This window comes from Mucilaginibacter corticis, from assembly GCF_007558865.1.
In the GTDB taxonomy this organism is placed as follows: Bacteria; Bacteroidota; Bacteroidia; order Sphingobacteriales; family Sphingobacteriaceae; genus Mucilaginibacter; species Mucilaginibacter corticis.
The window spans coordinates 294501-320843 of the sequence record NZ_VLPK01000001.1; the positions used below are offsets into that span (position 1 = coordinate 294501).

Sequence of the window (26343 nt, forward strand, 5' to 3'; positions counted from 1 at the left end):
AAGTCGATTATAAAATAAAGAAGGGATATGATAAACAATCACATCCCTTCTTTATTAATTTTTGTAATTAAAAATTTTCAATGCGTTTTGTAGCTGGCCAAATCCGTATATAATGTACGGAATGAGCTACGCAACCCTATAGTAATCATAGTGGTCTTATCATTAAATTGAGCATTTTTCTCCAATCTGTACAATCCGCCTAGTTCAATTCGCAAATTATATTTGGGGTTAAGCAAATATGCCACCTTACCTTCAACATAGCTCATTTTTGTTGTAAGGCCCTGCCCTATATAATTACCATCCAGTTTTGCCGGCATGCTCCAAAGTTGAAACGGATCTTTACCATAATTGAGGCCATTCATATCAAGTCCGTAATAACCATAATCAAATTCGCCGCTAAAATCAAATCTTTTATAGCTGTAGTTTAATAGACCAACAACTTCCCTGAAATTAGCTCCAAATGGATGCGCCAAAGGCTCTTCCTGTTCGGCATAATTATTTATATTATCAAATCCTTCAGAGTAAGTGTATGGTGTTGCGCTATTGTATTCTACTAAATAGTTTAATGCTTTTATATTAAACAAATTAGCTCCTTTTACGCCAAGTTGGACACTGTATTTATTCCGGGAACTTCCATCGCCCGAAAAAAAGCTTTTAGCCTCAAATTCATCTAACACAAATTGGCCATAGGTTGTAAGGCCGTCTGATATTTTATACTTGCCCGTAAATCCTATTACCGCATTACCGGGCGAGCCGTTTGACGCGTCAACAGGCCTTAAAAAAATGATAGGGGCAGCATAGGCAAAATCAAACCCGCGGTTATTCCCTGTTGCAGGGTCTATCTTAGGCCAAACAATAGCATCAAAGAAACCCAATGATAGCCTGTTGTTTACATTCCAGTCTAAATAATGAAATACCGCCCATTTGTTCCTGGTGCCAATGGCATATTGATCAGGCCGGTAGCCTGGAGCAACCATGTATGAATACATAACCATGTATTGTACATTACCCAATGTACCGGTAAGTTTTAAAGACGGATAGCTGGATGCAAAGTCAGATAATAGCATTGACCTGTAGCCATCGCCTATAAATGTTTTGTCCTGGCCCAACACAATATTCAGGTATTTTATTGGAGTATAAGATATAATGCCTGTTACGTCTGACCAATCTTTTGTCTGCTTTTCGCCAAATGTACGGTCATACGCCTGGCCCGGCACTACAGCCACCTGGTTAATATAGGTTGTTAAATATTCCGGAAAAACAGCTTGGTTTTCAAACCCGTTAGTATAAAAATAGAATTTTTTGCCAATAGTACCACCTAACTGATAACCCCGTGTATTTAACCAGGTAGTTCTTTTTCCGCTAAAATCTCTACCGACAGTAAGGTCAGGCAGGTAGTCACCAAAAAATGTATAGTCAGGTGTTTTCACATCAAATAGATGTTCGTTAAACAGCTTGCGGTGTACCCAGCTATGTTTTTGATCATCTGCGCCGTAATTCATTAACGAATCATATCGGTGCTGCAAAACACTATCAATTATGTATGATTTTAACGAAGTATGTAAACGTGTCTTTGTAGAATAAACATCTTCATTTAACTTTTGGTAAAACTGATAGGAATAAGGCTGATATTGAGCTTGTGCCAAACCTATTTTAGCAAACAGTAAAACAAGAATTAAACTGCCTAAAAATTTCTTCATGCTGTGAGTTTTATGTTGCAGATAGTTATTCGAAATAATTTAAGGTCTTAAAACCGCCTTTTTTCAAATAATCATCCTTTTTAACCAGGTGCAGATCAGACTCCATCATGTCTTTAACCAAGGCCTGTAAATCATATTTGGGTTTCCAGCCCAACTGGGTCTGTGCTTTTGTAGGATCGCCTATCAGCAAGTCAACCTCTGTTGGCCTGAAATATTTGGAATCAACTTTAACTACGGTTTGGCCCATCTTTAATGATTCTGTATCCAAACCTAATTCTTCGGCTTTTTGCTTGTCAACATCAATAATTACCCCGCGCTCGTTTTCGTCTTTACCGCTAAACTCGATGTCTATGCCCAATTCGCCAAAAGCCATCCTGATAAAGTCTCTTACGGTTGTTGTTACACCTGTGGCAATTACGTAGTCTTCGGCAGTATCTTGCTGTAGCATTAACCACATGGCTTCAATGTAATCTTTTGCATGCCCCCAGTCACGACGCGCGGACAGATTGCCGATATAGAGGCAATTTTGCAGCCCCAAGGCAATTTTTGAAGCGGCACGGGTAATTTTACGTGTAACAAAAGTCTCTCCGCGGATAGGGCTCTCATGATTAAATAAGATACCATTGCAGGCATACATGCCATAAGCTTCGCGATAGTTTACAATTATCCAATAGCCGTACAGTTTTGCAACCGCATATGGCGATCGTGGGTAAAATGGCGTTGTTTCACTTTGAGGAACTGCCTGCACCAAACCATACAACTCAGATGTTGATGCCTGGTAAACGCGTGTTTTTTTGGTAAGTCCCAATAATCTTACGGCTTCAAGTATCCGCAGTGTGCCAATACCATCGGCATTGGCCGTATACTCCGGTGTTTCAAAACTAACCTGTACGTGCGACATTGCACCCAAGTTATATATTTCATCAGGTTGAATTTCCTGAACTAGCCTGATCAAATTGGTCGAGTCTGTCAGATCACCATAATGCAGTTTAAATTTAACATTAGGCTCATGCGGGTCATGGTATAAGTGATCTACACGATCGGTATTGAATAAAGATGATCTTCTTTTAACCCCGTGTACTTCATATCCTTTTTTCAGTAAAAATTCGGCAAGATACGCACCATCCTGACCGGTGATACCTGTAATTAAAGCTATCTTCATTTATAATTTAACAAGAGTTTTACAAGTTGCAATATTATCCAATTTAATTGTAAAAACTAACTAATAATTAGTCTTGAACCTGCATTTATACAGAAAGCTAATTTAAAAATACACCTTAAATAAAATACAGGTTAAATCCCGGCCACCGTATCTTCAAGCTCGCGGTACCATGTCTCGCCGTATTTTCTTATCAGCGGGGCTTTTAAAAATTCATGTACACGTACTTTAAGCTCATCGCCAAATGCGCATGCCGGGCTGCAAATACTCCATCTGTCGTAATTTAAAACATCAAATTCAGGGTATTTGGTAATGCGAATTGGATACAAATGGCATGATATCGGCTTCTTCCAGTCGACAGCACCTTCTTCATACGCCTTTTCTATAGCGCATTTAGTGATGCCGCCCTCCCAGATCACATAAGCACATTCTTTATTTACATCGACACAAGGGGTTGTATAATCGCCCTCAAAATCTGTTACGTAGGTGCCAACTTTTTCAATCGTCTTGATGCCTTTTTCGGTCATGTAAGGTTTTACCTTTGGATAGATCTCGTCCAAAATATGCAATTCGTCATTATTTAACGGCGCGCCGCTGTCGCCCTCCAAACAGCAAGCACCCTTGCATTTAGTTAAATTACATACAAAGTTTTCTTTTACTACATCTTCATGTACTAAAACACTTCCAACTTCTATCATTATATTTTATTTTATTGGATTAAGGGGATATTTAAGCCCTTTGGCTGCCGTTAGTTCCATGGTAACACTGCCTACTATCAGGCCCACATTTGCTTTTACGGGTATCCGGTTATTATCATCAGTGATCCACAAATATAGCTTGCTGTCTTTTTTAAAGATACGACCGGCTATAATTGTGGGGTTAAATTTAAGACAATTAAATTTACCAATAACACTGTTTACCACTTCTTTGCCAACATAGGTAATGCTTAAAGTATAAATACCGTCATCAAGAAAATAAGGTATCTCAAACTTATCGCCGACTTTGATCTTTGAGATATCAAGCCCCCGTGCAAAGTAATAAGCCGATACAAAGTCAAACACTTTTCCTTTTGACTGGTAACCACCTTTAGCTGCAGTTATTTTACCTGTTTCGTGATCAAACTGTACCTTGTCTGTATGTTTCCAGCTGCCCTCACGCCTGTTCTCGGTATACAGATAGGGTAATAGGGTTGTACGGTCCACATAGCTTTCGTACCGGTTACGCACTTTATAAAAAACATCAAATGTACCCGCGGTTTTGCCATCTGCAATAATATGATAGGTAGGGTGCCCGTCAATTTTGTCGCCGTCTTCAACCCGCAAATTGCCTTCGGCACCGGTAAAGAAACCGTATTTGAACTTATAGCTTAGCTGCTCGCCGGTTTTAAAAACAGGCTCGTTAACATCTTTAGTTTCCTGCGCCGAAGAGAATCCGACACATAATATAATAAGTATTACAGTAAGTATATATTTATTCATTTAATACTTATTACAAAAAACAATCCATTAATCTCTTCTTTTATAAATGGGTACTGTAGAGCAAGGTTCGCCAAACATTAAACTTTTCACAACCGGCGTAAGCTTTTTACCTAATTCAACATAGGCAGATACAGGCACGTCAATATCACCGCATCCTTTTATCACCAAACGCTGGTCGCGGTATTTCTCTACGTCCAGCTTGGCTATTTCTTTTACAAACAATGCAGTTTCAAGTACATCAGCATCGCCAAATACCACTTCGCGGGCGTACGGGGCCATCCTGTTAGCCAGCAGCAAATAGGCCCATGCGGGTACTATCGCGTCGGCAGAGCAGGTAACAGCTACGTTTTTGTCCTGGTATTGTGCCCAGTCATGTTCTTTAACAAACTCCCTGAAATCTTTCTCGCGCAATATCAATCCCTGGAACAAATTATCTTTAATATCATATACAACCCTATCACCGGGTGCGTAAAAATCTGCCGGGTCTAAAGTAACCAAACCGCTTTGGGCTACCTTATTCACAAAGTTTTCTTGTATCTCCATTTTGCCGCTAAATAAAAAATCCGGGATTACGAATTAATAACGTTATCCCGGATACAAAATTACTTTAAATATTATCTATAACAGCTTAGCCCTGTTATCTTTTACATTAGCCTTATCATTCAGGGCCTGTAAAATAAGTCCCTGAGACCTTTGCAGCAAGGCTTGGCCTATTTGCTCTTTCTCTCTAACCGCGTTTGTAAGCGGCGCCGGAACGATAAAACTGTTAACAGATACTACATATACGCCTTGCTGACCAATGATTGGTTTTGATATTTTACCAATAGACAAACCAAATGCGGTACCTATAGCTTTATACTCTGCCGATGAACCCGGGATAACCGGATTAGCAAAAACAATGTTTTGTAATGGTAACACTTTGGTACCGGCCTTTTGGGCAATTTGCTCGATAGATGAAGAGCCGCTTGATGCAGCAGCAAATTTATCGCTCAAGATTTTGCCTTTTACTTCATTACGAACAGCAGGCTCGATTTGTTTTTTCACAAGATCAAGCGATAATGTGCCTTTTGGTTTAACCTCGGTTACACGGGCAACAACATACTGGTCGCCAACTGTGAACACCTGGTCAGAAACATCGTCTTTCGACGCCTTGAATACCCATCTTACCAGGTCGCGTGCGTCTGTAAGGCCCGGCAGGCTTGACGCAATACCGGCTATATCATTAGCTTCGGCAATTTTCAAACCGGCCTTTTTAGCCTCGGCATCAAAATTATCCTTGCTTAAAGAAATTAAGAAAGCCTGTGCTTTGCTATATGCTGCAGATTGTGTGTTGCTGCTTGCAGATAACACTTTATCAACTGTAGCTACTTTAACCACTTTTGATGAGCCTTTCTGATCTTCTATCTCAACTAAGTGTACACCAAATTGTGAGGTAACAATTTTGATCTCGCCTTTTTTACCGTCAAATACCGCGTTCTCAAAAGCAGGCACCATAGCGCCACGGCCAAAAGTACCCAATTCGCCGCCTTTGCTTCCTGATGCTTTGTCAATAGAAAACACAGGAGCCAATGAAGCGAATGTAGCTTTACCTGATTCGATCAATTTCTTAAGTGAATCGGCCCTTGCCAATGCTTTCTCTAAGGTACCGCCACTTTCTGTAGGGGTAATTAAGATATGCCTTGCCTTAACAGAGTCAGGGCTCATACGTGCCTCAACCAGTTTACTTAGCTTATAACTGCCGTTTGACAGGTATGGACCGTAAATAAAGCCGGGGTTCTGTTTAAAAATTATGCTGTCAATTTTTGGATCAAGCTCGCCTTTATGCTGGTAGGTCAACGGTGTTTTTGTTTCAGAATTGATCTGTACAAAAAGTGAGTCGTTAGTGCTTTTGCTAAAATCAGGAAGTAATTTGTCTAATTGTCCTTTTACAGCTGCAGAATCGGCAGCCGAAGGGGCTGCATTGAAACTTACGTAGCTAATGTCTCTTGTTTCCTGCTGATTTTTAAATTCGCCTTTGTGCGCGTTATAGTAATTGCTATAGTCTGCATCTGTAAGGGTTACTTTATTATCAGGTATTGAGTTATACTCTAACACGGCATATTTTAAATTAGCCAGTTTGTTTTTCCCCTCATAGCTGTCTTTTGCGTCGAGCGAATTAACGTAAAGGCCATTTGCAACCAATGACATGTATTTCTCGGTTTTTTTACCGTCAATAAGGTTAATTACGAACTCTTTCCAACGTATTTTTTGAGGATCATCTTCTTTTAAACCCTTTATTGCGTTAATGGCATTAAGCAAGTTTTCATGGCTGAATTTGCCGGTTTGCGGGTCAGAAAATGCCTGTATAACCTGCGGACTTGGGTTGTTACCTGTGGTCATTTCCTGCGTTTCATCACCACCCACTGTCAGGCCCAGTTTATCAAACTCTTTTTTCAAAATAGCCTGGCTAACTAACTGGTTCCAAGTATTTTCCTGTATGTAACTGGTTATTTGAGGCGTAATGCGCCCCTGCCCTGACTGTTGTTTAAACTGTGCTGTATTTTGCTCAACACTTGTATTAAACGCATCCAGCAGAATTTTTTCATCACCTACCGATCCCAACTCATTGTTATCACCTTTAAAAAAAGACCCTCCACTCTTAATTGCCTCAGTAGCAATAAAAGCAAAAAGTGAGAGCCCTATAACACCTGCGACAATTTTACCCATCCGGTCGCGCAGATAACCCATTACAGCCATATACTTATTCTTATATTAATTTAAATTAAAGTCTCAAAAAGAGGGCGCAAGATACAATTTTTAGTAAAATTTTATCATACAATTTTTTATCGCAAAAAAGGGCTACTTATTGGGCATGTCCGTTACATTGAAAATGCCTGTTCCCTGGTTAATTTTAGGCTTTTTCAATTGATCGTCGCTTGTAAAATTTATGCCATTCAATATATCACCGCTTACCAAAACAAATTGCACAGGCTTGTTTGAATACATTGTTTTCTTGCCCTGGTCCCAAATCAGTTGATCAGATTTAAAGGTATCCCCTTTTTGTGTGGTATATACTACGTGGTGATAAAACTCAATTATCTTTTCATTTTCATGATATACTGCAGAGTCGCCCACTATATTGCCATTTTCTTGCACATTCATATCATAGAAAACAACTTTAACCCCTTTGGGCATAATATAATAAGGCAATGACGGATTAAAGCTGTAATGGATCATCAAGGGAGTTAACAATTTAGCCTTAACAATGGCCGAATCGCTGTAAATCACTTCGACACCTTTGGTAGTATCTATAGGTTGGCTAACATATTTTGCCGATATCTCTTTGATCTTTTTTAAATCATTCTCGCACGACACCAACAGCAGCATGCCAAAAAGCAATGCCGGCAAAAATAAGGCTGATACCTGTTTTAACCGACTATGCATAACCTAAATTAATCAAATTTATAGCGTTGGAACCACCTGTCGTTAAGTGTGAAGCCTAAACGGAAGTTTACAAAGTTTTCTTTTACAAGGCCATTAGCCAGGGTACCGCGCTGGCCAATTTCGGCAGCGAAGTTTACTTTATAAAAACTGGTTTGCCCCCCTCTAAGCGGTAAACCCAAACCCAGGGTAACTGATTTGGATTTAATATTTGTAATGCCACCGTTTGCATTAGGTACATTATAATACGTTTGGTCTGCAATGAAACCTAAACGGTAATCAAGCGTTGCAAGGTAGTTGTGCAGCGCGTTAATGTTTGGCGTATACTGGCCGCCTATGTTAAATGTCTTGCTGTTGGCCATTCCCTGGTTAACGCCGTCAATGGTCAGGTTTGACCAGTTACCCATTGAATAATCTGCGCCTATCAGGAATTTAAGATCGCGCTGGTAAGATATACCAAAGTGATTGATACTTGGCAGCCTTATTTTGCCGGAGGTATTTTGCTGGTTGATCACCGAGTCAAGGTCTACGTTCCTGGCTCCGTTGCCGTCATAAGTATACTGGCTTATAATATAACTGCTTTTTGAATTGATCTGTGAACTGGCTGAACCTGAGTACCCAAATACGATGTGCCTTGTCGCCGACAGGTCGATTATATATTGCGCGCCAAAGTCATAACTTAAACCGCCTACAGCATTGCTACGCTCAACGTTTGTATTAAGCGTACCAAAATATGATGGCATTTCAACATCCTGAGTGTGCTTTATATTACCAAATATGTACGATACGTTAAAGCCAAGCAGCAAATTACGTGCTATAGTAAAGCCGTAACCTATATAAGCTTTAGATAAGCCACCTTCGCCGTTATACACATAGTTTACCGCGTTAGTATCAATGGGCGAGCCTGTACCATAGCCGGTTTGCTTTTTGGTATAATTATAACCAACCTGGCTGTAAGGTAACAACCCAAAGCTCAATGCCGAAGTTGTTGTAACCGGTATGGCAAAAGTGATATGACTTATGCTAAAGTTTGTATTTTTTTGCGATGACTGACCAGCCTGGCTTAATGAGTTTGAGTTATCTAAAAAACCAACATCAATTGTGGTAAAGCCTATGGCACCATATGACGCAGGGTTTTGAGGATTGATACTCATATACCTATTAATAGAATTGGTTGCTGTTGATATACCGCCCATTGCCATGTTTTGCGGCAATATCATTGGGGTAAGATTACCCAAGCCATATTGCGAATAAGGCGAACTTGTATTTGCCGTTGTTTGCGCTACGGCCGAAAATGCGATAACTGCAAATAAAAATGTTATAAAGAGCTTGGTATATTTAATCATTATGCTTTTGTGTAGCTGCGTTTAATCCTTTAAGAACCAAGTAAGGTTCATTTTTTATATAGGGGGCAAAGATGCTATTTTTTAACAGGCTATCAAAAAAAATACTGTCGCCCCCGGTCAGTATAATATTCAGTTGTTTTTTATCTTTTATATAGCTTTCAATAAAGCCGTTCAATTCAAATTTGATCCCGTTTTGTACACCCGAGCGGATAGCTGTTTCCGTATCATTGCCGCTATTACTGTCAAACCGGTCATCTTTATTCACTACCGGCAAAACCGCGGTATAATGATTAAGTGCATTATAACGCATATTTAAGCCCGGTGATATACTTCCGCCAAAATAATTACCGGTGGCGTCTACCCAATCATACGTAATACAGGTGCCTCCGTCAATTACCAGGCTATCTTTACCTGGGTACAAATAATTGGCGCCAATTACGGCAGCCAGCCTGTCAAGCCCAAGTGTTTGCGGTGTACGATAATGGTTATGGATGCTTTTGGCCATGCCGGCATTAAAATAAGTTACCGGTATTTGTTCTTTCAGCCCGGCTTCCCAGTCTTCGGTATTTTTTTTTACTGTTGATATAATGGCTTTGCCGACGTTGTATTTATCTAAAAAATCACCCGTAATTTCTGCGCAGGGAGTATTGTAATCTGTAAAGATCAGTTCGTCCCGCTCAAATATGGCTATCTTGGTAAATGTATTCCCTATATCGACAACCAAATTGGCCATCAGGCTTTCACCAATGATAATATAGATTCAAAAATAGCCAGTCCGTCTTCATTGGCCAGCAATGAATCGGCAGCACGCTCAGGGTGTGGCATAAAACCAAACACGTTACGGTTAATATTGGTGATACCGGCTATGTTTTCGATAGAGCCATTAGGATTGGCATCAGGAGTAATATTCCCTGATTCATCACAATACCTGAACAGCACCTGGTCGTTATCATTTAAGGCTTTTAATACGTCGGCATCGGCAAAATAATTACCTTCGCCATGTGCCACAGGTATTTTTAATGCACGCTGCGGATCTATCTGCGCGGTAATTAATGATTTACCTGTTTGCGCCTTCATGTGAATATTGCGGCAAATAAACTTGCGGTTGGTATTATGCAACAAAGCGCCCGGTAGTAAACCGGCTTCGGTAAGGATCTGGAAACCGTTGCAGATACCCATTACATAACCGCCATTGTTTGCAAACTGGATAACCTGCTGCATAATTGGAGAAAAACGGGCTATAGCGCCTGAACGCAAATAATCGCCGAAGGAGAAACCGCCGGGCAGTACAACAAAATCTACACCCTGCAGGTCATGGTCTTTATGCCAAAGGCGAACGACCTCCTGGCCCATTATTTTTTCTAATACATGGATGACATCTTCATCACAATTAGACCCCGGAAATATTACAACTCCAAATTTCATCAGCTACTTATTTTTAGTGGATCTTATAAGCTATACAACAGCTTACAATAATTTAATGGTACAAATCTAATATAACAGCCGAAATTTGAACGAATGTAAAAGTTAAAAAGTGTTAAACTGGAAGTAAACTATACTTACAAGCAATAAAAAAAACAAACTTTCATAAAACCAGCGGGGCGCGGCATATAGAAAATAATAGGCAAAAAATACGCTGACGGGGATAACGCACAATAAAAAATGAGTTAAACTAAACTCTGCTTTTACATAAAATGACAATCCCGCTATCAGGAAAATAATGAACAGTAATTGAAACGCCTTGCGCACCTGCACATAACTCCTGAAAAATATCTGGTTTATTTTTATGATACCCAATACAAAGATCACTATTACAGGCACCAATACCAGGTAATTATAATAGTTGATGTTTACATGCGTAGGGAACTTGGTGGTAAGCGGATCCCAGATGGTAGAAAACAAAGGCAGGTTGCCGCTTAAATAGTAGGCTACGGCCAGAAAGAAAAGTATGGTAGCATAACCCATGATACCTATTACCCACTCGCGCCAGTTAAACGGCCTGAACAGCAGCAAAGCCGACCATATGGCCAAAAACATATAGATGAAAGGAAAATAGATCAATGACCCGATAGCGACGATCATGCCTACATCGTAGGTGATAGAATTTGCTTCATCGCCTTTATAAAGCGCCAGTAATTTATGGAGCATCCATATCAGCAGGAAATTACAGATAAGCGGCGGGCTTAAAACTAAAAACGGCGTAAACAAGCCCGACAAGGTGATATACATTAAAGCCGGTAAAAAGCTGGGCTTACTTAATAAGCCGTATTGATTTACCAGGTAATTAACCAGCAACGCCTGTATAAACACCAATGTACCTGCTAAAAACATATCAAACAAAGGCGGGAAAGCAAACTGGTACTTACCCGGCATTATTAACCGGGCAAAAGGTTCAAGGTAAGTAAACTCCAATCGGGGTGGAGCGTCATAGGCATAACCTAAACGCAATAAAAACAGCAAAATGCCCAGCCATAAAATATTAATAGGATTATAGGTCCTGAACATGTTTATCATGGCTACAATATTAGCAGAAAAAGAGGGGATGTTAAAATTTAGCAGGATTTATAAATTGCTGCCACTAAATAATTCGATACCTAAAATGTTGTTTAATTGAACGCTTGGTGACGCTCATGGCCGCTAAGGCCTAGTTACTTTACCTTAGATGCAAAGTAACCAAACATCAAACCAATTCGATCGCTTCAGCCGCACAGGGCCATACACCCGGCCCGGCGAATTGGCGGGCCTTTACGCTCTTTTTGGGATTTCGTGTAAATACTAAATTATTTGTCACCACCGGAATGTCAGACGAAAAGCTTCGGGTGAAAGCAGGTAAAACAATGTAGGGCAGTGCGGCAGCAAGGGCATTGGTAATTTTGCCTGAAGCGGTGGCATAGTGCAACAACAAGAGGCAAAAGGACCGGGCTCTTGGTTTTACCTGCTTTGCCGGGCAAAGGCCTTGTGCGCAAAGAAGCCTATCGGCTGACTTGGTTTTTGGTTCTTTCATCAAGGAAAAGAACAAAGCCTACCCGCGGCGATTGAGCGGGACTGCTCATTTCAGTTTGCAAAATTTCGTTAAAACAAAAAATGCCTGCTCTTTCGAACAGGCACTTCGCAATGAAATTATTAATTATTATCTCCAATATCCCGGCACCCATGCATAACCTCTGTGACGACGGTCCCAATGGCCGGGTACCCATGCCGCGCGCGGGCGTGGCGCTACTGCCCAGTAGCCGGGGCGCTCAACATAAGTACCGCCTCTTGGTACCCATTCGCTTTCAACCCAAACATGGTTTGCAGACGGGCGCGCAGGCCTTACAACTACTGGTCCGCGGTGATATAGACGAGCTCTTACTACTATTTGTGCATTACTATTTACAGTTGAAAACAGCACTACCGCTGCCGACATAAATAAAATTCTTTTAAGCGTTTTCATATTATATGGTATTGTTAATTATTACTGTAAAGACAGCCGCCAATTAAAAAAGTTTAATATTAGCATCAAAAAGTTTCAGCCTTCAGCTAAGTATTAGCCATTTTTATGAGGGGTAAATTATTATTTTGAGCTGATGGCGCATCGTCGTTAATCAATTTATTATCTTCGCTTCATGTCACCGGCAGAAGCTAAAACACAAATTGAAAATTTATCGGCAGAGCTAAAACAGCATAGCTACAACTACTATGTACTGGCCATGCCTACTATAACCGACTTCGAGTTTGATAAAAAACTGGAAGCACTTGGCGCGCTTGAAAAACAGTTCCCGGAGCTGCTTGATCCAGATTCGCCCACACAACGAGTAGGCGGTTTTATCACCAAGGAGTTTAAAACGGTAAGGCACCGCTGGCCCATGCTGTCGTTAGGTAATACCTATAACGAGCAGGAACTGCTCGATTTCGACCAGCGCATCCGCAAGGCCATCGGCGATAATTTTGAATATGTGTGCGAGCTGAAATTCGACGGCTTATCCATGAGCTTGACCTACGAGGGTGGCAAACTTACACGCGCCGTTACCCGCGGCGACGGTGTGCAGGGCGACGAGGTTACTACCAACGTACGTACCATACACAGCATCCCTAAACAATTAAAACACGGTGACTACCCTGCCGAGTTTGAGATCCGCGGGGAGGTTTTTATGCACCTTAAAGCTTTTGAAAGGCTTAATGAAGAACGTGTGGAGAACGGCGAACCGCCTTATGCCAACCCGCGCAATTTTGCATCGGGCACTATTAAACTACAAGATTCGGGCGAAGTAGCCAAACGCCCGCTTGATTGCTTTTTATACTTTTTATATACCGAAAAACCGATATTTAAAACGCATTGGGAAAGCCTGCAGGCTGTTAAAAGCTGGGGATTTAATGTTAATGAACATAGCCGGCTATGCAGCGATATAGAAGGCGTACTGGCCTTTATTGCCGAGTGGGATAAAAAACGTTTCGGCTTAAGTTATGATATTGATGGTATTGTTATTAAGGTAAATAGCTACGGTCAACAGGAAGAGTTAGGCTTTACGGCCAAATCGCCGCGCTGGGCCATATCCTATAAATTTAAGGCAGAGCAGGTACAAACCGAGCTTTTAGCTGTAACCTACCAGGTGGGCCGTACAGGCGCGGTTACACCTGTAGCCAACCTTAAACCGGTATTGCTGGCAGGCACCACGGTAAAGCGCGCTACCTTACATAACGCCAACGAAATGCTGCGGCTTGACCTGCATGAAGGCGACTGGGTATTTGTTGAAAAAGGCGGCGAGATCATTCCGAAGATCATCAATGTAAATTTAGAAAAACGCGTGGCCGGTGCACCGACCATTGATTATATCACAGAATGCCCCGCGTGCGGCACTCACCTAAAACGCCAAGAAGGCGAAGCTGCCTTTTATTGCCCCAATGACGAGGGTTGCCCGCCGCAGATAACCGGCAAAATGCAGCACTTTATTGGCCGTAAAGCCATGAATATTGATGGATTAGGTGATGAAACTATCGAAACGCTTTATCAGAAAGGGTTTATCCGCCATATCAGCGATCTATATAAACTTTATGAGCATGCGAATGAACTGAAGCAGATGGGTCGTTTCGGCGAGAAGTCTATCAACAACATGCTTGACGGGATAGAGAAATCCAAGCAGATGCCGTTTGAAAAAGTGCTGTTTGGCCTGGGTATCCGCTATATTGGTGAAACTGTTGCCAAAAAACTTACGCATCATTTTAAAACCATTGATAACCTGATGGCGGCAACGCTTGATGAACTGATAGTAGCCGAAGAAATTGGCGAACGTATTGCGCATAGCCTGATAGAATATTTCGGCAGCGAAAAACACCGCGAAGAGATAGAAAAACTAAAAGCTGCCGGTCTACAGTTTATAAGCGGACAAAAAGAAGTGGTACTGCAAAGCGAAGCCTTATCCGGCAAAACATTTATCATATCAGGCACTTTTGAAAGATCAAGGGACGAATTAAAAGACATCATAGAGCAAAACGGCGGCAAAATATTAAGCAGTATATCGACCAAACTTAACTACCTGGTGGCCGGCGATAATATGGGGCCTTCAAAGCTTGAAAAAGCGCAGAAATTGAATATCCCTATTATTAGTGATGTGGAGTTAATGGAGATGATTGGGTGAGTGCCTTTACCCTACCCTAAACGCCTGGTAAAGCGTACTCGCTTTACTGAAGCTAAATTGTAAGCGTCCTCTCAACGCTGTCCGAAGTTTGCAACTTCGGACTAATATGTTTGTAGCCTATGGCTACATAATTCAATCATTGTCTCGTCAATAGTCTAAAGACTATCTGTATAACTGTTCGAAGTTGCAAACTTCGAACAGCGGGGTTATTGCGTAATCAAAACATATACTCAAAATCTTTATCTATAACCAAAACCGACTTACATTGTGATTCTCTGCCTATTTTGAGCGTTTCTTTCAGGAATGTATACAGCAGTGGGCTTGATAGGGATAAGGGGGAATCTTTAATTAATCTTCTGGCATGGCCATTATAGGTTATATCACAAAACAGAAAATCACCGTCAAAAAGTCCATCCGGGTATCCGCCTTCAAACATTTTTTTATTTGCCAGGGCAAGATGTTTCAATATTGGTTTATACACCATATAATGTTCAATGTTTACCGTTATCGAATCCTGGTAACTATGGCGGTATTGGTCCATCTTCTTTAACAACCTGGCATTAAGCATTTGCTTTTCTTCGCTTTTGGGTATTGCATTTTGGTAGTTAACCTTCAGGGCCTGGTAAACGCTGTCTTTGTCAATTTCGGCAAAGTCGAACTTTTCTTTTATGCTATATTTTATAAAAACCGACTGGCCTTTTTTCTCAATATCTATTTGGAATTTGGTGTCGTCCCAAGTCTTGCCACCGGTTAGTTTAATAGAAATGTCTTTACCGTCATCGGTTAGGTTTTGAGCGTGAAGGCTGGCTATTGGTAATGCTAAAAGAAATACAAGCAACAGTTTTTTCATGGTTTATGTAAAGGTTAGGCGCTTACTAAGCTCTTAAATTTTCTGATAAAATCCTCAAATTCTTGTTCATTTTAAAAGCTATCAATCAGGTAGTTAAAAAATCGGTCATTAGATTTTAGCTAAAAAGTGGGAGAAAAATACATCAAAATAATGTTGAAAACTTTTTAGTGGTAAAATGTGTCACAAAGTGGTAAAACTAATTTACTTTTACGTTACCAAAATTGTCTAAGTGTAATTATGTCAAATTTTTTAGGTGAATTTGATTGTAAACTGGATGTCAAAGGGCGTATGATGATACCCGTTGGCCTCAAAAAACAGCTTCCGGAAGCTGTAAGTGAGGGGCTTGTCATCAATCGTGGCTTTGAGAAGCATTTGGTTATTTACACCCGTAAAGAATGGGATAAGATAGTTGAGGACCTGAGTAAACTGAACTCGTATGAGAAAAAAACGCGCGAGTTTATCCGGTATTTCACCCGCGGCGCGTCAGAATTACCGCTGGATAGCGCGGGCAGGGTGCTTTTGCCTAAGTCATTATTAGAGTACGCTGGCATTAATACCGATGTGGTGTTATCATGCCAGTTTAATAAAATAGAAGTTTGGGCCAAGGATGCTTACGATGCGCAGCTGGATGATGAGCCTGAAAACTTTGCAAACCTTGCCGAAGAGGTGATGGGTAATGCAGGAAGGGGAAATAATGAGTAATTATCATAACCCCGTAATGCTGCAGGAGTGCATTGAAGGATTGGATATCCGCAAGGATGGTACCTATGTTGACGTAACCTTTGGTGGCGGCGGTCATTCAAAGGAGATATTGAAACACCTGGGTAAAGACGGCAGGTTGCTGGCTTTTGACCAGGATGCCGATGCGCAGCAAAATTTGATAGATGATAAACGCTTTGTGTTTATCGATCAGAATTTCAGGTACCTGAAAAATTTTTGCCGCTTGCATGGTGCTATCCCGGTTAGTGGGATCCTGGCAGATCTGGGTGTATCGTCATACCAGTTTGATCAGGCCGAGCGTGGTTTTTCTATCCGTTTTGATGCCGAGTTGGATATGCGGATGAACCAGGCGTCTGAGTTGACCGCCAAACAGGTTGTGAATACCTATAGCGAGGCTGATCTGCATCGCATTTTTGGTATATACGGCGAGATCCAGAACGCAAAATCGCTGGCCAATACCGTGGTGACTGCCCGGTTGAACGCCCCGATAGTAACCGTAGCGGATCTGAAAAACGCGATAGCCGACAGGATCCCCCGGGGGAAAGAAAATAAATACCTGGCGCAGGTTTTCCAGGCGCTAAGGATAGAGGTTAACCAGGAGTTGGAAGCGCTGAAGGATTTTTTAATTCAATCGGCAGAGGTGTTGGAGTCGGGCGGCAGGCTGGTGGTGATGTCTTACCACTCGTTAGAGGACAGACTGGTAAAAAACTTCATTGCCAAAGGCAAATTTAGCGGCGAGGTGGAAAAGGATTTCTTTGGTAACGACCAAAAACCGTTTGACGCGGTAAGCCGCGGCGCGATAACCGCCACGGCCGACGAGATAACAGTTAATAACAGGGCACGCAGTGCAAAATTAAGAATAGCAATAAAGAAATGACCAATCGTTTACGCACGGAAATTGAGGAAGAAGAGCAGGAGCGCGAATTGATCGTGGAGGAAAAACCTGTAAAGGAAATTCCGGATAACTTCTTTACCAAATTTTTTACCAGGGAGTTTATCACCACTGATGAAGCTACCCGTGCCTTGCCGTTCGTTTTGTATTTGTCATTGCTGGGAATGATCTATATCGGTAATCGTCATTTGGCCGAAAAGAACATCCGTGATATTGATAAGCTAACCAAAGAGGTTCATGAACTGAACTGGGAATATAAAGTAACCAAGGCCGATCTGGCTTATAAAAGTACATTATCAGAAGTGGCAAAGCGTGTAGATACTTTAGGGATAAGGGAATCTATACAGCCGGCACAAAAAATAACAGTAAAGGAGAATGATGCGCCATGAGTATCAGGACCAACATATTGCTTCGCGTGTACCTGGCCTTTGGCCTGATACTGCTTTTTGCGCTTGCCGTAATGATACAGATGTACCGCCTGCAATTTATACAGGGTAATAAATGGAAGTCTATGGCTTCTAAACTATCAACCCGGTATGAAAATATTGAGGCTACGCGCGGTAACATCTATTCTGTTGATGGTAGTTTACTGGCAACATCAGTTCCTGAATATGAATTGCACATGGATATGTTTGCCGGTGGTATTGCAGACGATAAAGCTTTTTATGGCAAGGTAGATTCGCTGGCGTTTAAACTGGCGCAGCTTTACCCGGATAAATCAGAAAAACAATATTCACGCATGCTGCGCGATGCACGTAAAGACAGCTCGCGTTACCAGCTGATCAGGCGTAAGGTAAGTTTCCATGACCTGAAGAAGATCCGCAAGTTCCCCATTTTTAATATGGGTAAATATAAGGGCGGCTTAATTGTATTGCAGCAAAACAAACGCATTCTGCCATTCCAATCTTTGGCGCAGCGTACCATAGGTTATAAAAACGATAACGTAAAAAATGCGGTTGGTTTAGAAGGTGCTTACGCCAGCTACATCAATGGCGAAAACGGCAAACGCCTGATGCAGCGCATTGCAGGTGGTGTATATGTACCTGTTAATGATGATGAAGACGAAGTTGAAGCGAAAGATGGCGCAGACATTATATCAACCATTAACGTTAACTACCAGGACGTAGCGCAAAAGGCTTTGCTCAAACAACTGGATAGTATCCAGGCTGATTTTGGTACAGTTGTGCTGATGGAAGTTGCCACAGGCGAAGTGAGGGCCATTGCCAATTTTACCCGCACTAAAGATGGCAGTTACCAGGAAAAATTCAACTACGCCATAGGTTACGAGGCCGAGCCGGGTTCTACATTCAAACTGGCATCATACATGGCTATGTTGGATGACCATAAGATAGATACCAGCACCATGGTGGATATTATGCATGGCGGTCCATATGAGATATACAACCCGCGTAACGGGCGTGTGGTATTAAAAATAAAGGATGCCGAGGATGAAGGCGGCGTGGTAAGCGCCCGTCGTGCTTTTGAAAAATCGTCGAATATTGGCGCGGCTAAATTAGTTTACAGGGCTTATGGCAGTAACCCATCGGCGTTTACCGATAAGTTATACGGCTGGCATTTAAATGAGCGGAACGGGCTGCAAATTGCGGGCGAAGGGTTTCCGTTGATTAAAACGCCGAAGTCAAAATCATGGAACAATTTGCAAAGTTTATCGCAGATAGCTTATGGCTACGAGTCTAAATTATCGCCATTGCAAATGCTGACCTTTTATAACTCGATAGCCAACAACGGCAAAATGATCTCGCCGATCTTCGTAAAGGAGATCAGGAGCATGGGTAATACGGTTGAGCATTTCAATACGAAAGTGCTTAATCCGCAGGTATGCTCGCCCGAGGCTTTGGCTAAAGTAAAAGGTTTATTGGAAGGTGTGGTTGAAGAAGGTACGGGTAAAACGCATATTAAAAATAAACTGTACAGCGTTGCGGGTAAAACCGGTACCGCGCAGATAGCCAATGGCAGCAAAGGTTATGGCGAGAAAAACTCGCATCAGGCATCATTCTGTGGTTATTTCCCGGCAGATCATCCAAAATATTCTATGATCGTGGTGATCAGTAACCCGCGTGTGGGTCTTCATTTGGCGGCTTGGGTGGCCGGCCCGGTATTCCGCAAAATAGCCGACAGGGTTTTCGCCAGCGACCTGGAGATCAATCATACCCAGCCTGCGCATCTGGTGGGTAATACCACAATGCCAAGGATCAAACAGGGCAATGTGGCTGCGTTAAAACAGGTGTACAGCAAATTGGGTGTTAAGCCGCTGTACGCATCGGCCAATACAGGTTTAGATACCAGCAGTGGTATCCCGTACGAAGAAAATAAATACAAAACAGGTACCGTACCTACCGTAACAGGTATGGGATTGAGCGATGCATTATACCTGCTGGGTAATGCCGGCTATAAAGTAAGTGTGAAGGGAAGCGGCGTAGTAACGGCACAGTCTGTTACCGGCGGAAGTGTTATACCAAAAGGATCAAAAATTACCATAGAGCTGCAATGAAGTACCTGAGCGACATATTAACCGGACTGCCATTTACCGAGCTACAAGGCGCGGCAGATGTGGAGATCAGCGCTGTGGTGTTTGATTCGCGCAAAGTTGTGCCCGGTTCATTGTTCGTTGCAGTAAAAGGTACACAGGTTGACGGGCATGATTACATTGAAAAAGCCATACAAGACGGCGCGGTTGCAGTAATATGCGAGGAACTGCCCGGCCGTACAGCCAATGAGGTTGATTTTTTAATGGTGGCTAATTCGGCAGTGGCGTTGGGTATTGTTGCCGCTAATTTTTATGATAACCCATCGGCTAAATTAAAGCTGGTAGGCGTAACCGGTACTAATGGCAAAACTACCATAGCTACGTTGTTGTACCAGTTGTTTCGTGATATGGGGTATAAATGCGGACTGCTGTCTACGGTAGAAAACCAGGTAAATGGCAAAGTTATCCCCTCAACCCATACTACGCCCGACCCGGTAGAATTGAACAAGCTGTTGGACGAGATGGTGAACCAGGGTTGCGATTACTGCTTTATGGAGGTAAGCTCGCACGCGGTAGCGCAGCACCGTATTGAGGGTTTACGTTTTGCAGGAGGAATATTTTCAAACCTGACGCATGATCATCTGGATTACCATAAAACGTTTGAAAATTATCTGAAGGCTAAAAAAGCATTTTTTGACGGTTTGTCAAAAAACGCGTTTGCCTTAACCAATATCGATGATAAGAATGGCAACGTAATGTTGCAAAATACTAAAGCCCATAAAAAAAGCTATGCCTTAAAAAGCATGGCCGATTATAAGGGCAAGATCCTTGAAAATCAGTTTGGCGGCTTATTGCTGCGGATAGACAACGAGGAGGTTTGGTTTAAAATGGTAGGCTCGTTTAACGCGTACAATCTGCTGGCTGTTTATGCTGCCGCGATGCTGCTTGACCAGGATAAAGCTAAAGTTTTAACCAGCCTGAGTAAACTATCGGGTGCCGAAGGCAGGTTTGATTATGTGGTAGCACCAAACAAGGTTATCGGTATTGTTGACTATGCCCATACGCCCGACGCTGTACAGAACGTGTTAAGTACGATACATAATATCCGCAAGGGAAATGAGCAGGTAATAACCGTAATAGGCTGTGGCGGCGACAGGGACAAAACCAAGCGCCCGGTAATGGCAAAGGTGGCCTGCGAGTGGAGCGATAAAGTGATCCTGACGTCGGACAACCCGCGTTCTGAAGATCCTTTACAGATCATCAGGGATATGGAAGAAGGCGTGCCGGTGATGAAAAAATTCAATGTGGCAAGCATAGTTGACAGGCGTGAGGCCATACAAACAGCTTGCAAACTGGCACAGCCGGGAGACATTATCCTGCTGGCCGGAAAAGGGCACGAAAAATACCAGGAAATAAAAGGTGTGAAAAATCACTTTGACGATAAAGAAGAGTTGCTGAACCAGTTTAAACAGATGGGATAAATGCTATACTATTTATTTACATACTTATACAAAAATTATAGCATTCCGGGGACGGGGGTGTTTCAGTACATCACGTTCCGGATGGCTATGGCAGTTATCGCGTCGTTAATTGTGACAACCGTTTATGGCCGCCGCTTAATTGATTACCTGCGCTACAAGCAGGTAGGCGAAACCGTGCGTAACCTTGGTTTAGAGGGACAGATGCAAAAGGCGGGTACGCCAACTATGGGTGGTATCATTATCATCATGGGTATTTTAATACCAACGCTGTTGTTTGCCAAGATCGATAATATATACATCATCATGATGCTGATAACAACGGTATGGCTGGGCATTATCGGTTTTTTAGACGATTACATCAAAGTATTTAAAAAGAATAAAGAAGGCCTGGCGGGAAGGTTTAAAATTACGGGGCAGGTAGGTTTGGCGCTCATCATTGGGTTTATTATGTACAATAATAAAAACATCACCATCAGGCAAGAAGTGAAATTGCCGGTGCAGTATGATGCCAAGATCGATTTCCACATGAAGGGTAACAAGCCCATTTTAACGCAGGATGTAAAATCGACCAAAACAACTTTACCATTCTATAAAAACAACGAGTTTGACTATGGCAAAGTCTTGAAGTTTTTAGGTACAGGTTATGAAAGATACACGCTGGTAGTGTTCTTGTTCTTTGTGATCCTGATCATTACGGCCATATCAAACGGGGCCAATATTACCGACGGTATTGACGGGTTAGCCACGGGCACGTCCGCAATAATCGGTATCACGCTGGCTATACTGGCTTATGTATCGGGTAACTATATCATATCCGATTACCTGAATATCATGTACATCCCCAACTCGGGCGAACTGGTGATTTTTGCCGGTGCCTTTGTGGGTGCCTGCGTTGGCTTTTTATGGTACAATGCTTACCCCGCCCAGGTTTTTATGGGCGATACAGGTAGTTTGACCATTGGCGGAATCATAGCCGTATTTGCCATCCTGATCCGCAAGGAACTGTTGCTGCCATTGCTGTGCGGGATCTTTCTGGTAGAGAACGTTTCGGTAATGATGCAGGTAGGCTGGTTCAAGTACACCCGCAAAAAATACGGCGAAGGCAGGCGGATATTTTTAATGTCGCCATTGCATCACCACTATCAAAAAAAGGGTTTCCACGAAGCAAAGATCGTTACCCGCTTCTGGATCCTGGGCATCATGCTGGCGATATTGACATTTATAACACTGAAACTAAGGTAAGCCCCTACCCCCTGAAGGGGGAACAAGAGGGCGCATAAAATATTAATGAATTTAAATTCCCCCTTTAGGGGGTTAGGGGGCAAATGAGCACAAACAACAACATATCACTTCAAAAGCCCCCCATTCAGGGGGCGGGGGGGGCTATAGCCATCCTCGGTGCCGGCGAAAGCGGTGTGGGTGCGGCGTACCTTGCCCAACAGCAGGGATATGATGTTTTTGTGTCAGACTTTGGCGCTATAGCGCCACATTATAAAGAGCAGTTACAGGGCTGGGGTATCCGCTTTGAAGAAAAGCAACATACCGAAAGCGAGATACTGGCTGCTGTCGAGGTGATCAAAAGCCCGGGTATCCCTGATAAGGCGCCGATCATCAAAAAGATAAAGGAAAAGAATATCCCGGTTATCTCTGAGATAGAGTTTGCGGGCAGATACACAGACGCTAAGATCATCGGTATTACCGGGTCTAACGGTAAAACCACCACTACCAGCCTCACCCATTTTATCCTGAAAAACGCGGGATTAAATGTTGGGCTGGCAGGTAACATAGGTAAAAGCTTTGCCTACCAGGTAGCTACCGAAAAGTATGATTGCTACGTGCTTGAGCTAAGCAGCTTTATGCTGGATGATATGTACCGGTTTAAAACAGATATAGCGGTGCTGCTAAACATCACGCCCGACCATCTGGACAGGTATGAGTATAAAATGGAAAACTACGTGGCGTCAAAGTTCCGCATTACGCAGAACCAGACCGCAGGCGATGTATTTATTTACTGTGCCGACGACCCGGAAACCATAAAAGGAATGGAAGGCCGCACGTTCGCGGCAAAGCAGTATCCATTTTCTATAGAGAAAAAAATAACAACGGGAGCATATCTCGAAAACGACAATATTGTCATAAACACACCACAAGAACATTTTGAAATGTCAATTAACGAACTGGCCCTGCAAGGCAAGCACAACATCTACAACTCTATGGCATCGGGCATAGTGGCAAAAGTGCTGGAATTACGCAACGATACCCTGCGCGAAAGCATGGCCACGTTCAAGAATATTGAACACAGGCTTGAGTCTGTAGGTAAGATCTCAGGCATAAGTTTCATTAATGATTCAAAAGCTACCAACGTTAATTCAACATGGTACGCGCTGGAAAGCATGACCAGCGATGTGGTGCTGATATTGGGCGGTGTTGACAAAGGTAACGACTATACCATGTTGAAGGACCTGGTTAAGCAAAAGGTAAAAGCCATAGTTTGCCTGGGTAAAGACAACCAGCGCATTCATGACGCTTTTGAGGGTGATGTAGATGTGATCGTCAATACATCATCGGCAGCAGAAGCAGCACAAACCGCCTATCACCTGGCAACAAAAGGCGACACCGTACTATTGTCACCTGCCTGTGCAAGCTTTGATCTGTTCAAAAATTACGAAGACCGCGGCAATCAGTTTAAGGCAGCTGTAAAAGAATTGTAGGCCCCCTTAACCCCCTAAAGGGGGAACAAGAGGGCAAAAAAATAAAATATTAATCAAAAAACTCCCCCTTTAAGGGGTTTGGGGCTAATGAATCAGATACTACACAACATTAAAGGAGACCGTTGGATATGGCTTATCGTCATATTGCTATCGCTGATATCGTTGTTGTCGGTGTACAGCGCTATTGGTACGCTGGCTTATAAGCGCGGTGTGGGGGTGGAATCGATTTTGATGAAGCACCTAGCCATGATCATAGGCGGTATCGTGCTGATGTATATTTCGCATAAGCTGGATTACAGGTATTACTCGGGTATTTCAAAATTGCTGATGTATATCACTATCCCGCTGTTATTTTATACGCTGATATTTGGTAGCCATGTTAATGATGCCAGCCGCTGGATAGCTATACCGGGTACCGGCTTAAGCTTCCAGACATCCGATTTGGCGAAGCTGGCGCTGATCACTTTCCTGGCGCGTTCATTATCGCGTAAGCAGGAAAATATCAAGGACGTTAAGCAATCCTTCATCCCGATAATGGGAGCGGTTTGTTCGGTATTTATATTGATCGCGTTAGCTAACCTTTCAACCGCGCTGATGCTGTTTGGCGTTAGTGTGTTGTTGCTGATCATCGGCCGTATCAGTATCAAGCAAATAGCGGTAACCTGTTTGGCTGGAGCTATATTGCTAACTGGCGTTATCTTTTTGGGCCCGAGGCGTAAAACATATATCTCGCGGATCCATACGTTCATGCACCCCGAGGCGGCTAACCCTGATAAATCGTTCCAGGCAGACCACGCTAAAATAGCCATCGCCACAGGCGGCATATTTGGTAAGGGTCCGGGCAAAAGCAACGAGGTGAATTATTTACCCGAGGCTTATTCGGATGAGATCTACGCCATAATAGTAGAAGAATATGGCATGATAGGCGGTATTATACTGATAGGCATATACCTGTTCTTGTTATACCGGTGCATAAAAATAGTCACGAAGGCGCCAAAGGCGTTTGGCGCTTTACTGGCAGCGGGACTAAGCTTTAGCCTTACTATACAGGCATTTGCCAATATGGCGGTAGCAGTAGGCTTAGGCCCGGTAACAGGTGTGCCGCTGCCGTTTGTAAGTATGGGTGGTACATCCATGTTATTTACCAGTGTGGCATTTGGTATCATACTATCGGTAAGCAGGGATATTGAAGATCCTAAAAAAGTGGTAGTAGGCGAGATAAAAGAGGTGGGGAACTTAGCGACAGCGTAAGCCCCCTACCCCCCTGAAGGGGGAACAATAGAGAAATAATAAAGACAATTAATCGGTGTAATCATAAAATAATAGATCGGTGAAATCTCAAAGTAAAAGAATAATCATTAGCGGTGGCGGCACAGGGGGGCATATCTTCCCGGCTATTGCTATTGCCAATGCTTTGAAAAAGCTTGACCCTAAAACCGAGATATTGTTTGTAGGTGCCAATGGCCGTATGGAAATGGAAAAAGTGCCGGCGGCGGGGTATAAGATCATCGGTTTAAATATCCAGGGCATCCAGCGTAAATCGGTTTGGAAAAACCTGTTGTTCCCGGTAAAAATGTTTAACAGCGTGAGTAAGGCGCTGCGCATCATCAAAGATTTTAAACCCGATGCGGCAGTAGGCGTAGGCGGTTATGCTTCTGGTCCTTTATTATATGCCGCATCATTAAAAGGTATCCCTTACCTGATACAGGAGCAAAACTCGTATGCAGGTATCACTAATAAATGGCTGGGTAAAAAAGCCGAAAAGATCTGTGTGGCATTTGATGGCATGGAGCAGTTTTTTCCGGCAGATAAAATTATAAAAACAGGCAACCCTATCCGTAAGGAGTCGGTAGATATTGCCGGTAAAAGGTTACAGGCGTTAGAGCTTTATAAACTATCGGCCACTAAAAAAACCATTATGGTTACCGGCGGCAGTTTGGGGGCACGTACTTTAAATAACAGCATTATTGCCAACCTTGACAAATTGGTAGCTGCCGATGTGCAAGTGATCTGGCAAACGGGTAAGTTCTATTATAAAAGCATTATTGAACAGCTGGGCGAAAGCTATCACCCAAATGTACTCATTATGGAATTCGTAAACCGTATGGACCTGGCTTACGCAGCGGCAGATGTGATCATATCTCGGGCCGGCGCAGGTACTATTGCCGAATTATGCGTGGTAAAAAAACCGGTTATTCTTGTACCATCGCCAAACGTGGCCGAAGATCATCAGACCAAAAACGCGCTGGCACTGGTACATGAGCAAGCAGCAGTATTTGTGGCCGACAGGGACGCCGAAGAAAAATTAATTGATAAAGCGCTTGAGCTTTTAAACGATAAAGAATTGCAAAAGAAACTAAGCGACAACATTGGTAAAATGGCATTGCCTGCTGCCGATGAAGTCATTGCTAAAGAAGTTGTACAAATAACAATTAACAACAATTAAATCTTAGCGCTGCCTCCTGGTAGGGAGGTAGCGCTTT

24 protein-coding genes are annotated in these 26343 nt (G+C 42.7%); 10 read left to right on the forward strand and 14 right to left on the reverse strand.

The genetic code is table 11. The features are described from left to right. Positions 1-77 precede the first annotated feature (77 nt). The 13 genes from FO440_RS01265 to FO440_RS01325 all read right to left on the reverse strand — a co-directional run bounded on the left by FO440_RS01265 (position 78) and on the right by FO440_RS01325 (position 12536). Complete coding sequence (locus FO440_RS01265; RefSeq protein ID WP_144246415.1) at positions 78-1700, reverse strand: gliding motility protein RemB; 1623 nt, start codon at positions 1698-1700, stop codon at positions 78-80. Between the two features lie 25 nt (positions 1701-1725). After that, the gene (gene gmd / locus FO440_RS01270) at positions 1726-2862 is read right to left on the reverse strand and encodes a GDP-mannose 4,6-dehydratase (RefSeq protein WP_144246416.1); all 1137 of its coding nucleotides are present in this window, start codon (positions 2860-2862) and stop codon (positions 1726-1728) included. A gap of 131 nt (positions 2863-2993) precedes the next feature. Further along, complete coding sequence (locus FO440_RS01275) at positions 2994-3557, reverse strand: DUF3109 family protein (protein ID WP_144246417.1); 564 nt, start codon at positions 3555-3557, stop codon at positions 2994-2996. Between the two features lie 6 nt (positions 3558-3563). After that, positions 3564-4337, reverse strand: coding sequence for a DUF3108 domain-containing protein (locus tag FO440_RS01280; RefSeq protein ID WP_144246418.1), 774 nt, complete (start codon positions 4335-4337; stop codon positions 3564-3566). A gap of 27 nt (positions 4338-4364) precedes the next feature. Then, on the reverse strand, positions 4365-4880 hold the full coding sequence (locus FO440_RS01285) for a DUF2480 family protein (RefSeq protein ID WP_144246419.1): 516 nt from the start codon (positions 4878-4880) through the stop codon (positions 4365-4367). Positions 4881-4955: 75 nt separating this feature from the next. Then, a complete protein-coding gene (locus FO440_RS01290; protein WP_144246420.1) occupies positions 4956-7073 on the reverse strand; it encodes a peptidylprolyl isomerase in 2118 nt (705 codons plus the stop codon). A 102-nt stretch (positions 7074-7175) separates the two neighbouring features. Next, positions 7176-7760 (reverse strand): LPS export ABC transporter periplasmic protein LptC, encoded by a 585-nt coding sequence (lptC, locus tag FO440_RS01295; protein WP_144246421.1) that lies wholly within the window; start codon positions 7758-7760, stop codon positions 7176-7178. A gap of 8 nt (positions 7761-7768) precedes the next feature. Further along, positions 7769-9103 carry a hypothetical protein gene (locus FO440_RS01300; protein ID WP_144246422.1) on the reverse strand — a complete coding sequence of 445 codons (1335 nt, stop codon included), beginning with the start codon at positions 9101-9103 and terminating at the stop codon, positions 7769-7771. Then, positions 9096-9836 carry a type III pantothenate kinase gene (locus FO440_RS01305; RefSeq protein WP_144246423.1) on the reverse strand — a complete coding sequence of 247 codons (741 nt, stop codon included), beginning with the start codon at positions 9834-9836 and terminating at the stop codon, positions 9096-9098. Before FO440_RS01305 ends, FO440_RS01300 begins: the two co-directional genes overlap by 8 nt. After that, a complete protein-coding gene (gene purQ, locus FO440_RS01310) occupies positions 9836-10528 on the reverse strand; it encodes a phosphoribosylformylglycinamidine synthase subunit PurQ (protein ID WP_144246424.1) in 693 nt (230 codons plus the stop codon). The genes FO440_RS01305 and purQ overlap by 1 nt, the downstream gene beginning before the upstream one ends. 102 nt (positions 10529-10630) lie before the next feature. Further along, the gene (locus FO440_RS01315; RefSeq protein WP_144246425.1) at positions 10631-11617 is read right to left on the reverse strand and encodes a DUF6427 family protein; all 987 of its coding nucleotides are present in this window, start codon (positions 11615-11617) and stop codon (positions 10631-10633) included. A gap of 166 nt (positions 11618-11783) precedes the next feature. Further along, positions 11784-12107, reverse strand: a complete 324-nt coding sequence (locus FO440_RS01320) for a hypothetical protein (RefSeq protein WP_144246426.1) — start codon at positions 12105-12107, stop codon at positions 11784-11786. 126 nt (positions 12108-12233) lie between these two features. After that, a complete protein-coding gene (locus FO440_RS01325) occupies positions 12234-12536 on the reverse strand; it encodes a YXWGXW repeat-containing protein (protein WP_144248174.1) in 303 nt (100 codons plus the stop codon). A gap of 172 nt (positions 12537-12708) precedes the next feature. Here FO440_RS01325 and ligA point away from each other — a divergent pair, with 172 nt between their 5' ends. Further along, the gene (ligA, locus tag FO440_RS01330; RefSeq protein ID WP_144246427.1) at positions 12709-14718 is read left to right on the forward strand and encodes an NAD-dependent DNA ligase LigA; all 2010 of its coding nucleotides are present in this window, start codon (positions 12709-12711) and stop codon (positions 14716-14718) included. Positions 14719-14935: 217 nt separating this feature from the next. On the opposite strand, the gene FO440_RS01335 is transcribed toward ligA, so the two are convergent. After that, positions 14936-15568, reverse strand: a complete 633-nt coding sequence (locus tag FO440_RS01335; protein ID WP_144246428.1) for a hypothetical protein — start codon at positions 15566-15568, stop codon at positions 14936-14938. A 237-nt stretch (positions 15569-15805) separates the two neighbouring features. Here FO440_RS01335 and mraZ point away from each other — a divergent pair, with 237 nt between their 5' ends. The 9 genes from mraZ (at position 15806) to murG (ending at position 26306) form a co-directional block, all read left to right on the forward strand. After that, on the forward strand, positions 15806-16270 hold the full coding sequence (gene mraZ / locus FO440_RS01340; protein ID WP_144246429.1) for a division/cell wall cluster transcriptional repressor MraZ: 465 nt from the start codon (positions 15806-15808) through the stop codon (positions 16268-16270). After that, the gene (gene rsmH / locus FO440_RS01345; protein ID WP_144246430.1) at positions 16263-17165 is read left to right on the forward strand and encodes a 16S rRNA (cytosine(1402)-N(4))-methyltransferase RsmH; all 903 of its coding nucleotides are present in this window, start codon (positions 16263-16265) and stop codon (positions 17163-17165) included. Before mraZ ends, rsmH begins: the two co-directional genes overlap by 8 nt. Continuing rightward, positions 17162-17569 carry an FtsL-like putative cell division protein gene (locus FO440_RS01350; protein ID WP_144246431.1) on the forward strand — a complete coding sequence of 136 codons (408 nt, stop codon included), beginning with the start codon at positions 17162-17164 and terminating at the stop codon, positions 17567-17569. The genes rsmH and FO440_RS01350 overlap by 4 nt, the downstream gene beginning before the upstream one ends. Continuing rightward, a complete protein-coding gene (locus FO440_RS01355) occupies positions 17566-19692 on the forward strand; it encodes a penicillin-binding protein (RefSeq protein WP_144246432.1) in 2127 nt (708 codons plus the stop codon). Before FO440_RS01350 ends, FO440_RS01355 begins: the two co-directional genes overlap by 4 nt. Next, on the forward strand, positions 19689-21149 hold the full coding sequence (locus tag FO440_RS01360; RefSeq protein WP_144246433.1) for a UDP-N-acetylmuramoyl-L-alanyl-D-glutamate--2,6-diaminopimelate ligase: 1461 nt from the start codon (positions 19689-19691) through the stop codon (positions 21147-21149). Before FO440_RS01355 ends, FO440_RS01360 begins: the two co-directional genes overlap by 4 nt. Beyond that, complete coding sequence (mraY, locus tag FO440_RS01365) at positions 21150-22391, forward strand: phospho-N-acetylmuramoyl-pentapeptide-transferase (RefSeq protein WP_144246434.1); 1242 nt, start codon at positions 21150-21152, stop codon at positions 22389-22391. Positions 22392-22474: 83 nt separating this feature from the next. After that, entirely contained in the window at positions 22475-23860 is a 1386-nt protein-coding gene (murD, locus tag FO440_RS01370) for a UDP-N-acetylmuramoyl-L-alanine--D-glutamate ligase (RefSeq protein WP_144246435.1), read from the forward strand. 87 nt (positions 23861-23947) lie between these two features. After that, a complete protein-coding gene (locus tag FO440_RS01375) occupies positions 23948-25111 on the forward strand; it encodes an FtsW/RodA/SpoVE family cell cycle protein (protein ID WP_144246436.1) in 1164 nt (387 codons plus the stop codon). A 79-nt stretch (positions 25112-25190) separates the two neighbouring features. Beyond that, positions 25191-26306, forward strand: coding sequence for an undecaprenyldiphospho-muramoylpentapeptide beta-N-acetylglucosaminyltransferase (gene murG, locus FO440_RS01380; protein WP_144246437.1), 1116 nt, complete (start codon positions 25191-25193; stop codon positions 26304-26306). Positions 26307-26343 lie beyond the last annotated feature (37 nt).

What these genes read in the sequence shown, in the direction of transcription:
- mraY (WP_144246434.1), top strand. Translation starts at nt 21,150, where the DNA reads ATGCTATACTATTTATTTACATACTTATACAAAAATTATAGCATTCCG.
- purQ (WP_144246424.1), bottom strand. Translation starts at nt 10,528, where the DNA reads ATGAAATTTGGAGTTGTAATATTTCCGGGGTCTAATTGTGATGAAGAT.
- murD (WP_144246435.1), top strand. Translation starts at nt 22,475, where the DNA reads ATGAGCACAAACAACAACATATCACTTCAAAAGCCCCCCATTCAGGGG.
- FO440_RS01315 (WP_144246425.1), bottom strand. Translation starts at nt 11,617, where the DNA reads ATGATAAACATGTTCAGGACCTATAATCCTATTAATATTTTATGGCTG.
- gmd (WP_144246416.1), bottom strand. Translation starts at nt 2,862, where the DNA reads ATGAAGATAGCTTTAATTACAGGTATCACCGGTCAGGATGGTGCGTAT.
- FO440_RS01320 (WP_144246426.1), bottom strand. Translation starts at nt 12,107, where the DNA reads ATGAAAGAACCAAAAACCAAGTCAGCCGATAGGCTTCTTTGCGCACAA.
- FO440_RS01265 (WP_144246415.1), bottom strand. Translation starts at nt 1,700, where the DNA reads ATGAAGAAATTTTTAGGCAGTTTAATTCTTGTTTTACTGTTTGCTAAA.
- FO440_RS01275 (WP_144246417.1), bottom strand. Translation starts at nt 3,557, where the DNA reads ATGATAGAAGTTGGAAGTGTTTTAGTACATGAAGATGTAGTAAAAGAA.
- FO440_RS01350 (WP_144246431.1), top strand. Translation starts at nt 17,162, where the DNA reads ATGACCAATCGTTTACGCACGGAAATTGAGGAAGAAGAGCAGGAGCGC.
- FO440_RS01360 (WP_144246433.1), top strand. Translation starts at nt 19,689, where the DNA reads ATGAAGTACCTGAGCGACATATTAACCGGACTGCCATTTACCGAGCTA.
- FO440_RS01375 (WP_144246436.1), top strand. Translation starts at nt 23,948, where the DNA reads ATGAATCAGATACTACACAACATTAAAGGAGACCGTTGGATATGGCTT.
- rsmH (WP_144246430.1), top strand. Translation starts at nt 16,263, where the DNA reads ATGAGTAATTATCATAACCCCGTAATGCTGCAGGAGTGCATTGAAGGA.
- FO440_RS01280 (WP_144246418.1), bottom strand. Translation starts at nt 4,337, where the DNA reads ATGAATAAATATATACTTACTGTAATACTTATTATATTATGTGTCGGA.
- FO440_RS01335 (WP_144246428.1), bottom strand. Translation starts at nt 15,568, where the DNA reads ATGAAAAAACTGTTGCTTGTATTTCTTTTAGCATTACCAATAGCCAGC.
- FO440_RS01355 (WP_144246432.1), top strand. Translation starts at nt 17,566, where the DNA reads ATGAGTATCAGGACCAACATATTGCTTCGCGTGTACCTGGCCTTTGGC.
- FO440_RS01300 (WP_144246422.1), bottom strand. Translation starts at nt 9,103, where the DNA reads ATGATTAAATATACCAAGCTCTTTATAACATTTTTATTTGCAGTTATC.
- FO440_RS01305 (WP_144246423.1), bottom strand. Translation starts at nt 9,836, where the DNA reads ATGGCCAATTTGGTTGTCGATATAGGGAATACATTTACCAAGATAGCC.
- ligA (WP_144246427.1), top strand. Translation starts at nt 12,709, where the DNA reads ATGTCACCGGCAGAAGCTAAAACACAAATTGAAAATTTATCGGCAGAG.
- FO440_RS01285 (WP_144246419.1), bottom strand. Translation starts at nt 4,880, where the DNA reads ATGGAGATACAAGAAAACTTTGTGAATAAGGTAGCCCAAAGCGGTTTG.
- lptC (WP_144246421.1), bottom strand. Translation starts at nt 7,760, where the DNA reads ATGCATAGTCGGTTAAAACAGGTATCAGCCTTATTTTTGCCGGCATTG.
- FO440_RS01325 (WP_144248174.1), bottom strand. Translation starts at nt 12,536, where the DNA reads ATGAAAACGCTTAAAAGAATTTTATTTATGTCGGCAGCGGTAGTGCTG.
- FO440_RS01290 (WP_144246420.1), bottom strand. Translation starts at nt 7,073, where the DNA reads ATGGCTGTAATGGGTTATCTGCGCGACCGGATGGGTAAAATTGTCGCA.
- mraZ (WP_144246429.1), top strand. Translation starts at nt 15,806, where the DNA reads ATGTCAAATTTTTTAGGTGAATTTGATTGTAAACTGGATGTCAAAGGG.